The following is a 12,107-nucleotide window of genomic DNA, read 5'->3' as shown; positions in this document are numbered from 1 at the left end:
AATTGGACATGGCGAGGTCCAAAAATGGCCTAACATAGTGGGCTCGTAGAGCCCCAATCTCTTAACTTTAGGCGAAAATTCAAAGGGAATTTCAAAAGGGGTTCAGAATTTTTTAATTCCGAACCCCATTTGTCTACAAACTGAAGGTGAACCGAATGGTTCACCTTTTCGTCCTGGCTCAGTTAGTATTTACTCCCCAAGATAAGAATGATGACGTTCAACGAAATGGTTGCTGATAAGCGCTTCCAAATAAAGCTGCAAACATAACACCTGTTACTGTTGAGCATGCCAACATGACAAAAATCCACCATAAGCGGTGGCTTTACTTCCTTCATGTAGGAATCGACTATCTTATGTAAGTTATCTTATTTCAGGAAAATATATTCCGAAAATGACATGATTTTTTTATTTTCATTAATGTGTTTGGGAACCAAGTTTCACGGAAATGGCCTTGGCGGCTTTCGTTACTTTGTCAATCAATGCAGGCAAGCGATCTTCCTGAAATCTTGCTTCAATCCCAGCCACACTAATACCGGCTACTATTTCACCTTTACCATTGATTATCGGTGCACTCACCGCTTTTGTATAATCCTCAAGTTCTGATGAAGTTATCGTATAACCATCCATTCTCGCTTCATCCAAAGCATGACGGAGTTTAGTTTTATCCGTTATCGTTCCAATGGCGATTGGTTTTAATTGAATGCTTCCCAAATAATTTTCACGCTCTTCTTCTGGCAAATACGCCAGGATGATTCGAGAATCTCCAGCATACAATGGCGAACGCCTTCCAATAGATGTATAAAGTCGAACAGGATGCAGGGTGTCCACCTTTTCAATATACATCGCTTCATCCTTATCCCTCACAATTAAATTCACGGCTTCTTCAACATCATCCCGAAGGTCTTTCATGATGGGATAGGCGATTGACCTGATATCCAACCGCTCCCCTACCAGTTGACCAAACTGCAGGAATATCAGTCCAAGTGAATATTGGCCATCATCGTCCTTTGTTAAAAACCCCATTTCTTCCAATGATCCCACCATACGGTGTAACGACGTTTTCGGCAAATTGGAAAGTTCCATCATTTCATTAAAGGTCAGTTTCGGATGATTTATGAAAAGGGTTAGGATTTGCATGGATTTCACGACCGTTTTGTTATGTGCCTGCATACATTGTCTCCTTCCATATACATGTTTTCCTTAACTATCATCCTATTATAAAACATGGATGAAAGGATGTAATGTAATATAACCGTATTCATTGTTTTTTCGTAAATGCTCTGACTTATTCTCATTTGATTTTCCGGCATTATTTTCAATCTGATCGAATCATTTTATCATCCTGCAAGCTCATAGAACGAGTATTAATGCTGAAGCGTTTAGCGGATTAAGTTTCTTGATCATTACGAAAATCTATTCACTACAAAGGCATTTTCAATATTACTTTTGTCCCTTTCCCTTCACGAGAATGAAGGATAAGGTTTCCGCCGCAAACTCTGGCTCTTTCCTCCATACTGAATAAACCTACTCCACGGGTACCTTTTTCTATATCAAAGCCCTTTCCTTTATCTTCAATTTCTACACGAACTTCTTCCTCTATTTCCTGGATCGTCAATGTAGCTTCTTTGGTTTGAGCATATTTCCTAATATTTGTTAATGCTTCTTGAATAATACGGTAAATGGTAATTTCTTTGTTTGTATCCAGACGGCAATTCAAATAGCATTCAAAATGGACCTTGATATGATGATGCTCTGAAAATTGCACCAATAAAGAGCGAATGGCAGGGAACAGTCCAAGATCATCAAGTACCGATGGCCTTAATTCCCAGGATAGATGCCGGAGTGCTTCGATAATTTCGGTCGCTTCATTTTGCATCTGATCTAACAGGGGATGATTCATTTCTGTCTGCAGTCTGTTAATCGTTATGAGGTGACTGTATAAGTTTTGTCCGATATCATCATGAAGCTCTCGGGAAATGCGTTTTCTTTCTTCTTCCTGCACGTCAATGATTTTCCCGGTCATTTTCTGAATCTCTTCTTCCGCAAGCTTACGCTGGGTCACTTCATGACGAATCGCTAAATATTGGTATGGTTTATTGAACTCATCAAGAAATGGAACGATTGTCGTATCCACCCAATAATAAGTCTTATCCTTGGTCTTATTTTTAATCTCGCCTTTCCATACTTCCCCTGATGATATTGTTTTCCAAAGATTGTTGAAAAACTCTTTCGAATGAAATCCCGAGTTAATAATTCGATGATCCTGTCCGATCAGCTCTTCTTTTGAAAACTTTGAAATCCGGCAAAATTGATCATTGACATATTTGATCGTCCCTCTTTGATCGGTTATTGCTACAATCGAGGAAGCATCCAAAGCAAATTGGAAATCGGCCATTTTATTTACGAATTTTCCCAATTCCTCTAAAACTCGTTTATATTCGGTAATTTCCTTCCGAATTGCCAGGTATTTATATGGGTTCCCTTTTTCATTTAAGAAAGGGACAATTGTGGTATCCACCCAATAATAAGTTCCATCCTTCGCTTTGTTCTTGATTTCACCCCGCCATACACTTCCTGATGAAATTGTTCGCCAAAGCTCTTGCATAAATTCCTTTGAATGATAACCTGAATTGATCATTCGGTGGTCCTTACCAATAAGCTCTGCTGCTGAATATTTGGATACCTCACAAAATTTCTTATTAAAGTTTATTATCTTGCCCTTTTCATCCGTAAATGCAACAATCGTTGATTCATCAAGTGCGTAAATTAAATCAACCAGTTCATTGATCGGATAGGATTGCTGCTGGTTAATCCGTGATTGGTCTTTCACTTTATGGACTACAATTAAGTAATAAAGCTCTTTCGCAAGCTGAAAGGAGTTCACCCTGAAAAAAAGCGAAAAAGCATGACCATCCCGGTGGATCCCCAACTGGTGGTTAATCTCCCCTTCCCCGCTGTGCTGCAGGTTTGCCCCTGGTATAAGATTCAGAAGCTTTTCCCCGTTCAATTCATGATGTTCATAACCAAAGTTTTCATATACCTGTTGATTCGCAAAAGAGATGACTCCAGATTCATTGACAAGGAGTGTCGCATCGCTGTATCCAGGCGCAACCCCTTTTTCCATTTCCAAATGTTTATTCAAGTCCATACATAATCCTCCTTGTTGCCATGTTAAATTGAGCTGTTCAATTCCTTTTCCAGTTTTTTCGCTGCATCAAGGATCTTATGCTGGTCACTTTCAGAAATAGGCTGGTCTGTTCGTTTACCTACTAATAATACCCCTTTAGGAACACCTTTAAATTGAATCGGAACTGCGAAGGCGCAAATGAGATTTTCCGCAAGCATGATGGGATAATCTAAAGCTTTGCCGTGAATATTGTTGGGGAAACCCTCAATTTTCATCGGCGTCCCCGTTGATATGACCCTACCTGCTATTCCTTTTCCATATCGAACCGTTATCCTTTTGTACTTATCATTTCTGTTTCCGGCGGCATAATGCCAGTTTATGTCAGGACCTTTTCTGTTTTGTAAAGCAAGGCCTACAAAATCACCGTTCATTTCTTCTAATGCATGTTCACACGCTTTTTTAAATGGTTGATCCTCTTTCGATTTACTGTCCCCGTTAAATTCCATACCCTAATAACCCCTTTTTTAAAGCGAATGCAACAAGTTCATGCCTTGTTTTCATCTTGAGCTTTTCCATTAGGTTTCCTTTATGGCTTTCAACCGTTTTCACGCTTATGACAAGCTGTCCGGCAATCTCTTTATTGGAAAACCCTTTCGCAATCAACGTAAGTACCTCTTTTTCACGGTCAGACAACAGATTGAAAGAATCAGCGGTTCCCTGCTTCACACTGCCTAAATATTCTTCCATTACCCTTTTTGTTGCAGATGGATGAAGGTAAGCATTTCCGTTTGATAAAGATCGGATGGCTACCAATAGTTCTTCATGTGGTGCACTTTTTAAAATACAGCCTGAAGCTCCGGCTTGAATAGTTCTGAACAAATATTCATCATCATCATGCATGGTAAGTATTAATATGGCTACCTCAGGCATTAGTTTTTTCAGTTCGGAAGTAGCCGATAAGCCGTCTTTTCCATGAGGCATGCTTAAATCCATGACTACCACATTAGGCTGAAGCTCTAGTGCCCGTTGTATCCCTTCGTTCCCTTCTGAAGCTTCCCCTATGACTTCCATATCAGCATGATTGTTTAATAGCATCTTTAAGCCCATTCTTACAACGGCGTGATCATCGCAAAGCAAAATTTTTATCAAAGCGGCTCCCCCTAGCTTTGTTCGTATTTCTATCGTTAATGAATATGAAACAACAAGGGGGATTGCACAATTCGCAAACCCCTTGATTAGCATTTTAATATAATGGCAGAGAAATCTCTATAGAAGTCCCATCATCTATTTTTGAAAAAATGGTACAATTCCCGCCAATCAAATGCATTCTTTCACACATGGCAGCAAGCCCGCTCAACTTAATCATGGCGGCTTCAACCTCAAACCCTTTCCCTGAATCTTTAATTATTATCAATAACCTGCTTTTTTCCCATATGAATATCATACTTGCCTTCGTTGTATCTGCATACCTTGCTATATTCATCAATGCTTCTTGGCAGACCCTGAAAAGTGTAATGCTATCTCTATCGGAGATTTGCGATTCAATACCCAGATTCTCTATCTCAACCTCAATGCCATAGGTTGAAGTGTATAATTTTATGTAGCTTTTTATAGCTGAAATAAGCCCAAGAGTTGTTAGAGTAGGAGGATGCAATTCTACAGCCAAAAGCCTGATTTCTTGAATTGCCTTTTCCAATAGCTGTTTCATATCACCTGCATAGCTTTTCATGGCAGGCTGTTCGATTGCCGTTTCAATGAGCTGCATGCCGGAAAAGAGACTGGAAAGGGACTGCCCCACACCTTCATGAATCTCCATGGCAATTCTTTTAATCTCTTCTTCATGTGTTTGTATGATATAAGAACTGATGTTGTTTTTGAGTGGCTGAATATTCATTCCCACCCTCCTTCTTCGATTGTCGCCGATTATTGGCCATGCAAAATACGACATGCTCTCCCAATTACACTTTTGGTAGAGTGGTGAAAACACTGACGTATATCTTCTTTCCCACCAGAAACCTAGCATTAGAACTTCTTGTTCGTGATAACTCCAATTCAGCCTTCAAATCCAATGACTTCATGCTCGCAGTTCATTTTATGCTTTTTTCACTCTATGACTTGAAATGTCACTAAACATTCCTGCATATTGAACGACATCCCCCGCATCATTCTTTATCGAACTAATGGTCAGCCATTGTAGATATTGCTGTCCATCCTTTCGGCTATTCCAGATTTCACCTTGCCAGAACCCATTTATCTCAATGGATTTCCACAAATCCTCATAAAAAGTTTGAGGCTGTCTACCTGACTTAAGTATACTAGGGTTCTTACCAATTACTTCATTTTCCTGATAACCGGTAATTCTGCAAAACGAAGGGTTTACTGAAATGATCTTACCGGTGGTATCGGTAATTAGAATCCCTTCTATTGTATGATCAATCACTTCTTTGGCAAGCCCCATTTTGCCTTGGAAATACAACCAAACAACTAAAATCAGACTTGCAAGGGCAACTTCTGACAAAGCCATGAACCCGATTGCATAATGTCCTGTGATATTGAATAACAAGGATAAAATTAAGGGCGGAAAAAACCCTCCCAAACCGCCCATTGCGGAAACAATACCATTCACAATACCAGCCTGCTTTTGGAAATACATGGGCACCAGTTTAAAAATAACACCATTTCCCATCCCGGCACAAAGGGCAATACTCAAACAGCCAAAAGTGTACCAGCCTATTGATGGAGCAAAGGATAGGATCATCGCTGAAACCGTATACACGCCAAAAACGAACATGAGCAGAATGAGAGAATGAAAGCGATCTGCAAGCCATCCGCCAATTGGTCTCATAAGGGTAGCAAGAACAATAAAGCCTGCTGTCCTTAAACCGGCATCAACCTTATCCAATCCAAAGTTAGCTACAAGAAAATTTGGCAGATAGATAGTAAATGCAACAAAAGAACCGAATGTTATAAAGTAAAATAAACTTAGCAGCCATAGTTTTTCATTTTTGTAGACACTCTTCACTTGCTCTAAAAGCGGTGTTTTTACTTTCAGCTCTTTTTTATCCCCTAACAGAAAGTTACCTGCGATAAAGACCGCCAAAATCACAAGATAAAGCTGTACAGTTGCTGACCAGCCAAAATTCTCAGCTACAACAGGTGCTGCAAAAGCCGATACTGCCGTCCCAAGGTTTCCTGCACCGTAAATTCCGTTTATAAAGCCATGACGTTCCTTGGGATAATACTTAGGTAAAGAGGTTACTCCAACAGAGAATACGGCTCCTCCAATTCCAAGGAAAAGTCCTCCAATCAACAAATCGACAAGGGAATCGGCAATACTGATATAATAAACAGGGAACAATAGTAAAATAAAGCTAATCAGGAAAATTTTCCTGGCTCCGAACTGGTTGGCATAAAAGCCAAGGGGGATACGAAGTACAGATCCCAAAATGACCGGTACGGCTGTCACCAGTGCAAGCTGACTCTCCGGGATAGCAATATCTTCTTTAATAAAGGGCATCAGGGAAGAAATTAATACCCATACCATAAATCCTACTACTAAGTTTAAAGTCTGTAATGGAAGCTGTATTTTCTTAATCATTCTGATCACTCTCTCTTCTAATTACATATTGTAAACCCGTGTTTGCGTCAAAAGCTGACCACTCATTTTTGTTTCGAGCCATATTGCATGTCAGGGGAACAGCGAAAAAATTAAGGTGATCAAAATAAATGCGTAGATGGGTCATGTCAGGACAAATCATCACCTTATCTATCGTTTTAGTAACAAAAGGCGCTTTATCCTGCCCATCATCATCTAAGATTGCCACTCTGGCTTTTGCCGAGACTAATGATTGTAAACCTTCCAAATTAATGTGTTCCACATGTATTGCACCCTCTCTTAGCACTGTATACATTTATTTGATAACCCTGTAAGTATTTCCAGAACATACCACCTGCGTGATTCTCGATAAATTCAATTGTTTCTTCTTCGGATTCCCATCCACTCATTCCCTTTACTTCTGCAACAACAATATCTATCCCGTTCATTGACTTTTCATCCAAATACCAATTGAGGCGGAAGCCATTAAAAAGGTCTGAAAGCAGCTTATTGATTTCAGAAGCAAAGTTTACGGCTGCTACTTTTACAAAACAAAAATCAATGTAAGTTTCGCTATTCATTCGATTCACGCCTTTTCGTCTTTGGTTTTTTTATAAGTAAAAAACGCTAAGGGAAACACAACAATGTTCAAACCACCAAATATTAGTACATTTATATAATTTTCAAAATAAAATTGGTGAACCATAAATTGGGTAAATACAATATTCATCATCAAGAAGGCACAAAGCAATGCGACACCGATGAACTTAAACTTCATGACGCTTCACCCCTACTGCGTATACAGCGCCATTTTCAACTTTCACTTGAATTTCAGGCAGGGGCCTCCTTGGCGGTCCGGCTGTTGGAGCACCTGTTTCAACATCAAATTTCCCATGATGGCAAGGACAAATCATTTCACCTTCTTCTTTCACCCAGAACACCGGGCAACGAAGATGTGTGCATGCATTTTGGTATGCTACGTATTTCGTTTCAGACAATCTGATCAAAATGGCATCATCATGATCCCCTGGAAATTTAAACTCCACTGCGTCACCAATTGGAAGTCGGCTTACATCGGTTATTTTTTTGTGAGGATACTCCTTTTCCCCAAGACCCATCAATTCTTTAGCCGCAATCGCTCCCCAAGGAAGGGAGGAAATCGCGAATACTCCTGCAGCTCCCACTAATGTTTTCATGAACCCTCGCCTGTCGAGCTTCCTTTCATTATCCCGTTCAATATTATGGGTGTAATTATCTTCATTAAAGGGAATTTTATTATTTTTATCCGACGGCATATAAATCCCTCCTAAAATAGCTTTTCAATTCCCTGTAAAATACCAGGCAGATTTACCTTAACGTTCGTTTCACTTTCAAGATAAGGCAGGCTAGTCACCCATTTTCCATTATCTAGATTAAATTGTTGTTTTCTATTTCCAATTTCCTCATCGGTGAGCCACTGAAGTGTATTGGATGGACAAACACTTGCACACATTGGCGGGATACCGTTTTTTGTCCGGTCGATACATAAATCGCATTTGTACATTAAGTTCTGTTCTGTGTCAAATTTCGGTATACCATATGGACAAGCAATCGTACAGTTTTGGCACCCAATACATTTTTCAACTAGGGCTGATAAGACGGCCCCTGTCTCATGGATTTGGATTGCCTGGGCAGGACAACTTCTTGCACAGGCCGGATTCACACAATGGAGGCACATAAGAGGCATCGTCTGCCGATTGACCAGAGGGTTTACATCATACACGTAGTTCCTGTTCCGCTCTTCATGCCCTCCGCATTGTGTACATGCAGCAAGACATGACCGGCATCCTATGCAGTTTTCAAGTTCTAAGTAGAGCCTCTTTTTCATTTATTGCACCTTCTTTATTTCGACTTTTTCCAATTGAGCCGCACAGACCTTAAACTCCGGCATACGGGAGATTGGGTCAAGCGCTGCAATCGTTAATAGGTTGATAGATTGTTCGTGCCCAAAGTGGTATGGAACGAATACAGTGTCCTCACGAATTGCTTCTGTAACTTTCACTTTATAGATTGCCTCGCCTCTTCGGGTGTACAGGCGGACCTTATCCTCATGGTCCATATTGTATTTTTTTGCTGTTTCCGGATGCACTTCGACGTATGGCTCCGGGCACATATCACGCAGAAACTGGATTCTTCTCGTCTGGTTTCCAGATAAGTAGTGGTAAACGACACGCCCGGTTGTTAAACGAAGTGGATATTTTTCATCTGGCTCTTCAGCAGGGGGACGGTAAGGAAGCGCACAAATTTTCGCTTTCCCGTCTGCGTGATAGAATTTTTTATCCAGGAACATATGCGGCGTTCCCATATCATTTTCATCCTTACAAGGCCAAAATACTCCGTCCTGTTTGTCGATTTTATCCCATGTAGCACCATAATAATCGGCATTTCCTCCTTTACTAGCCAGTCTGAATTCATCAGCTACATCTTTTGCTGTTTTCAAATGGGAGAAGTATTTTCCTTTACCAAGACGTTCTGCAAGTTCTACTTGTATTTGCCAGTCGGGCTTAGATTCACCGATTGGTTCTTGTGCCTTATTTATCTTAATAATTCTTCCTTCAAGGTTTGTAACTGTTCCTTCATCTTCTGACCACGTTACGGACGGCAGGATCACATCCGCAAACTCTGCTGATTCAGAAAGATAGAAATCCGAACACAACATAAAATCCAGGTTTTTCATAGCCCTTCTGACGAAATTCAGATTCGGCGCAGATACTGCAGGATTAGAACATAGCAGATACAATCCGCGGATCGTTTTTTGTTCCATCAATTCAAACATTTCATAAGCAGAAACTCCCGGCTGGGGCATTTCTTCCGGAGTGATTTTCCAGACTTTACAAACTTCTGCAACATGTTCAGGGTTTGTAATTTTACGGTATCCTGGCAATAAATCCGCTTTCTGGCCATGCTCCCGTCCACCCTGTCCGTTTCCTTGACCAGTGAATGTTGCTACACCAGACTTCGGACGGCCAATTTTACCTGTCACAAGCGCCAAGTTTGTATATCCAGATACATTGTCAACACCTTTATGCTGCTGTTCGATTCCACGTGCAAACATGACAACTGCATTTGGTGATTTTCCATAAATCTCTGCTGCACGAATGATTTTATTCGGTGCGACACCTGTAAGCTCACTCGTATATTCCGGTGTAAATTCTTTTACAAGCATTTTTGTTTCTTCAAACCCGTTTGTATGATTATTAATAAATTCTTCGTCAGCATAACCATTTTGAATTAATAGATTTAAGATTCCATTAGCAAGGGCAAGATCCGTTCCCGGTTTCAAGTCAAGATGAACATCTGCTCTTCTCGCAACAGGCGTTTCACGGGGATCCGCAACGATAATGTATCCACCTCTTTCTTGTACGTTCCAAACACGGAACATAGAAGTTGGATGACATTCTGCTGTGTTGCTCCCTGCAATAAATAAGCAATCTGTTTCATGAATATCAGTCCAGGGTAATGTTGAACCTCTGTCTACTCCAAAAGAACGAAGGAATCCCCCGGCCGCACTTGACATGCAAAATCGGCCATTATAGTCAATGTAGCGAGTTCCAAGAGCCACCCGTGCAAATTTCCCTGTTAAATAGCATTTTTCATTTGTCATTGATACCCCGCTGAAAACGGATAATGAATCTTTTCCATATTTAACTTGAAGCTCCCTGAACTTTTTTGCGATTAAATCATACGCCTCAATCCAGCTTGCTTCACGAAAGCCTTCCTTTGTTCCCTTTAATGAAGCATCGTCGCGAATAAGCGGTTTTAAAATTCGATCCTCATGATTCGTCTGCTGGTAAGCTGTAACCCCTTTTGGACACATTTTCCCAACGGTTACTGGCCAGTCATAGCGGGGTTCAACCCCAATGATTTTATTCGTCGCTACATTTACCCTTAAATTCATTCCGCACTGCATTCCGCAATAAGCACAATGGGTTTTGACCAATGTTTCATTCGGGTGTATCACATTCTTTTCTTCTTTAAAAAACTTATCCTTTTGCATCCTGGTTTGCCTCCTTAACTTTTACTTCATGGATGGGGAACCCGGAGAATTGGGCAATCCTGTATTTTCTTCGACAAGGAAGGCACATTTCAGCGAGATGGTGGCCTTCTTTCGCTTGGAATTCTATATCATTCTTACCGAGAACCTCTATGACATCTTTTGATTGTTCTGTTGAAACAAACTCATTACCGCATACTTTGCATCCTTTCATGGATTGTTCCGCATAATGCTCTCTGTAGTTTCTTGCAAATATACTCATTGGGCGAAAAGGTATGTGCGCAAGTTTTCCGAACGGGAGATAAATCAATGTAATGATGACTGACCATTGGTGAATCAGGGACATAGCTGGCTGACCTGCACCGTGCATAAAGATGTTCATGAACGTTAGTGCCAATCCTGTAGCGCTGACCAATAACAGCATGAATAATGGAAGGAAGTCATACATGAATTGTTGTTCTGCTCTTGCCTGCATATTTTTCAAGCGGCGGTAAAGAGCCATGCATACACCGGAAATGACCATCACTGCTGTAATGTTCAGTGCGTTATATGATAACTTCGCAATAAGCCCATCAGCTGGTACTGTCATTACCTGGATCCCCATTGCGATGATGTTGTAGTAACCGTTGTTGTCCATTGTGAAGTACATCCATCCAAATACTAGAGGAAAGGTCACGAAGCAGGAAAGAATGCAGCCCCAGCCCATTAGAACGTGCTGAGTCCATCGGTAAATTCCCCTGTTCCAGATGAAATTGTATGTTGCTAAATGTTCAACTGTTGTTTTGGGCGTTGATTTTCTTAAGAGAATTTTGATTCCTTTTTTTATAAAAACCTTTGTTGGCGGCCTTTCTCCCCATGCGATAAATCTGTAAAAGAAACCCCCAATAAAAATAAACGTCCCCACCATATAGCCATAAAGGTTTAAATCTACGTGTGTAAACATTCTCGTACCTATAAACGATAAGAATACAAGTCCGCAAACTGCTAGAAACATAGACTTGGCAAAATGTGATGCAAAAGCATCATCAATCGATTTTCCTGTTTTTTGATTTGCTGCGACTTTTGCCTGCATTACTATTCCTCCTCATTACAAACAATTACCATACCCTTATTTTAAGTTCTTGCCCGATTGTTCGATATCGGGGAACTTCCCCATCCTATTGGAAAAATCCCCTTAACTTTTGAAAATAAAAAAGCCGTTCTGATGTCAGAACGGCCCAATTTATAGACAAAAGGGGTTCGGAATTAAAAAATTCTGAACCCCTTTTGAAATTCCCTTTGAATTTTCGCCTAAAGTTAAGAGATTGGGGCTCTACGAGCCCACTATGTTAGGCCATTTTTGGACCTCGCCA

At 40.6% G+C, this 12,107-nt stretch carries 13 protein-coding genes; all 13 read right to left on the bottom strand.

All coding sequences use genetic code 11. The annotated features are described in order from the left end of the window. Positions 1-414 precede the first annotated feature (414 nt). The 13 genes from Q8G36_RS28165 to Q8G36_RS28105 all read right to left on the bottom strand — a co-directional run bounded on the left by Q8G36_RS28165 (position 415) and on the right by Q8G36_RS28105 (position 11,827). Positions 415-1,170, bottom strand: coding sequence for an IclR family transcriptional regulator (locus tag Q8G36_RS28165; protein WP_305163072.1), 756 nt, complete (start codon positions 1,168-1,170; stop codon positions 415-417). Between the two features lie 250 nt (positions 1,171-1,420). Next, positions 1,421-3,148 (bottom strand): PAS domain-containing protein, encoded by a 1,728-nt coding sequence (locus tag Q8G36_RS28160; protein WP_305163073.1) that lies wholly within the window; start codon positions 3,146-3,148, stop codon positions 1,421-1,423. A 23-nt stretch (positions 3,149-3,171) separates the two neighbouring features. Further along, the gene (locus Q8G36_RS28155) at positions 3,172-3,633 is read right to left on the bottom strand and encodes a GAF domain-containing protein (RefSeq protein ID WP_305163074.1); all 462 of its coding nucleotides are present in this window, start codon (positions 3,631-3,633) and stop codon (positions 3,172-3,174) included. Further along, positions 3,623-4,276, bottom strand: a complete 654-nt coding sequence (locus Q8G36_RS28150) for a response regulator transcription factor (protein ID WP_305163075.1) — start codon at positions 4,274-4,276, stop codon at positions 3,623-3,625. The genes Q8G36_RS28155 and Q8G36_RS28150 overlap by 11 nt, the downstream gene beginning before the upstream one ends. Before the next feature lie 94 nt (positions 4,277-4,370). Continuing rightward, positions 4,371-5,021 carry a sensor histidine kinase gene (locus Q8G36_RS28145; RefSeq protein WP_305163076.1) on the bottom strand — a complete coding sequence of 217 codons (651 nt, stop codon included), beginning with the start codon at positions 5,019-5,021 and terminating at the stop codon, positions 4,371-4,373. Positions 5,022-5,219: 198 nt separating this feature from the next. After that, complete coding sequence (locus Q8G36_RS28140) at positions 5,220-6,725, bottom strand: nitrate/nitrite transporter (RefSeq protein WP_305163077.1); 1,506 nt, start codon at positions 6,723-6,725, stop codon at positions 5,220-5,222. After that, on the bottom strand, positions 6,718-7,005 hold the full coding sequence (locus Q8G36_RS28135; protein ID WP_305163078.1) for a hypothetical protein: 288 nt from the start codon (positions 7,003-7,005) through the stop codon (positions 6,718-6,720). The genes Q8G36_RS28140 and Q8G36_RS28135 overlap by 8 nt, the downstream gene beginning before the upstream one ends. Beyond that, a complete protein-coding gene (locus Q8G36_RS28130) occupies positions 6,992-7,303 on the bottom strand; it encodes a hypothetical protein (RefSeq protein ID WP_305163079.1) in 312 nt (103 codons plus the stop codon). The genes Q8G36_RS28135 and Q8G36_RS28130 overlap by 14 nt, the downstream gene beginning before the upstream one ends. Positions 7,304-7,308: 5 nt before the next feature. Further along, positions 7,309-7,500, bottom strand: a complete 192-nt coding sequence (locus Q8G36_RS28125) for a hypothetical protein (RefSeq protein ID WP_134781369.1) — start codon at positions 7,498-7,500, stop codon at positions 7,309-7,311. Continuing rightward, positions 7,490-8,017 carry a Rieske (2Fe-2S) protein gene (locus Q8G36_RS28120; protein ID WP_305163080.1) on the bottom strand — a complete coding sequence of 176 codons (528 nt, stop codon included), beginning with the start codon at positions 8,015-8,017 and terminating at the stop codon, positions 7,490-7,492. Before Q8G36_RS28120 ends, Q8G36_RS28125 begins: the two co-directional genes overlap by 11 nt. Positions 8,018-8,028: 11 nt before the next feature. Continuing rightward, positions 8,029-8,589 (bottom strand): 4Fe-4S dicluster domain-containing protein, encoded by a 561-nt coding sequence (locus Q8G36_RS28115; protein ID WP_134781367.1) that lies wholly within the window; start codon positions 8,587-8,589, stop codon positions 8,029-8,031. Beyond that, positions 8,590-10,758 (bottom strand): molybdopterin oxidoreductase family protein, encoded by a 2,169-nt coding sequence (locus Q8G36_RS28110; protein ID WP_305163081.1) that lies wholly within the window; start codon positions 10,756-10,758, stop codon positions 8,590-8,592. It lies immediately after the preceding gene. Beyond that, on the bottom strand, positions 10,745-11,827 hold the full coding sequence (locus Q8G36_RS28105) for a hypothetical protein (RefSeq protein ID WP_305163082.1): 1,083 nt from the start codon (positions 11,825-11,827) through the stop codon (positions 10,745-10,747). Before Q8G36_RS28105 ends, Q8G36_RS28110 begins: the two co-directional genes overlap by 14 nt. Between the last annotated feature and the right edge of the window lie 280 nt (positions 11,828-12,107).

This window comes from Peribacillus frigoritolerans (assembly GCF_030676415.1).
GTDB lineage: Bacteria > Bacillota > Bacilli > Bacillales > DSM-1321 > Peribacillus > Peribacillus frigoritolerans_A.
This window is presented reverse-complemented; position numbering and strand designations above follow the sequence as displayed.

What these genes read in the sequence shown, in the direction of transcription:
- Q8G36_RS28165 (WP_305163072.1), bottom strand. Translation starts at nt 1,170, where the DNA reads ATGCAGGCACATAACAAAACGGTCGTGAAATCCATGCAAATCCTAACC.
- Q8G36_RS28160 (WP_305163073.1), bottom strand. Translation starts at nt 3,148, where the DNA reads ATGGACTTGAATAAACATTTGGAAATGGAAAAAGGGGTTGCGCCTGGA.
- Q8G36_RS28155 (WP_305163074.1), bottom strand. Translation starts at nt 3,633, where the DNA reads ATGGAATTTAACGGGGACAGTAAATCGAAAGAGGATCAACCATTTAAA.
- Q8G36_RS28145 (WP_305163076.1), bottom strand. Translation starts at nt 5,021, where the DNA reads ATGAATATTCAGCCACTCAAAAACAACATCAGTTCTTATATCATACAA.
- Q8G36_RS28140 (WP_305163077.1), bottom strand. Translation starts at nt 6,725, where the DNA reads ATGATTAAGAAAATACAGCTTCCATTACAGACTTTAAACTTAGTAGTA.
- Q8G36_RS28130 (WP_305163079.1), bottom strand. Translation starts at nt 7,303, where the DNA reads ATGAATAGCGAAACTTACATTGATTTTTGTTTTGTAAAAGTAGCAGCC.
- Q8G36_RS28125 (WP_134781369.1), bottom strand. Translation starts at nt 7,500, where the DNA reads ATGAAGTTTAAGTTCATCGGTGTCGCATTGCTTTGTGCCTTCTTGATG.
- Q8G36_RS28120 (WP_305163080.1), bottom strand. Translation starts at nt 8,017, where the DNA reads ATGCCGTCGGATAAAAATAATAAAATTCCCTTTAATGAAGATAATTAC.
- Q8G36_RS28115 (WP_134781367.1), bottom strand. Translation starts at nt 8,589, where the DNA reads ATGAAAAAGAGGCTCTACTTAGAACTTGAAAACTGCATAGGATGCCGG.
- Q8G36_RS28110 (WP_305163081.1), bottom strand. Translation starts at nt 10,758, where the DNA reads ATGCAAAAGGATAAGTTTTTTAAAGAAGAAAAGAATGTGATACACCCG.
- Q8G36_RS28105 (WP_305163082.1), bottom strand. Translation starts at nt 11,827, where the DNA reads ATGCAGGCAAAAGTCGCAGCAAATCAAAAAACAGGAAAATCGATTGAT.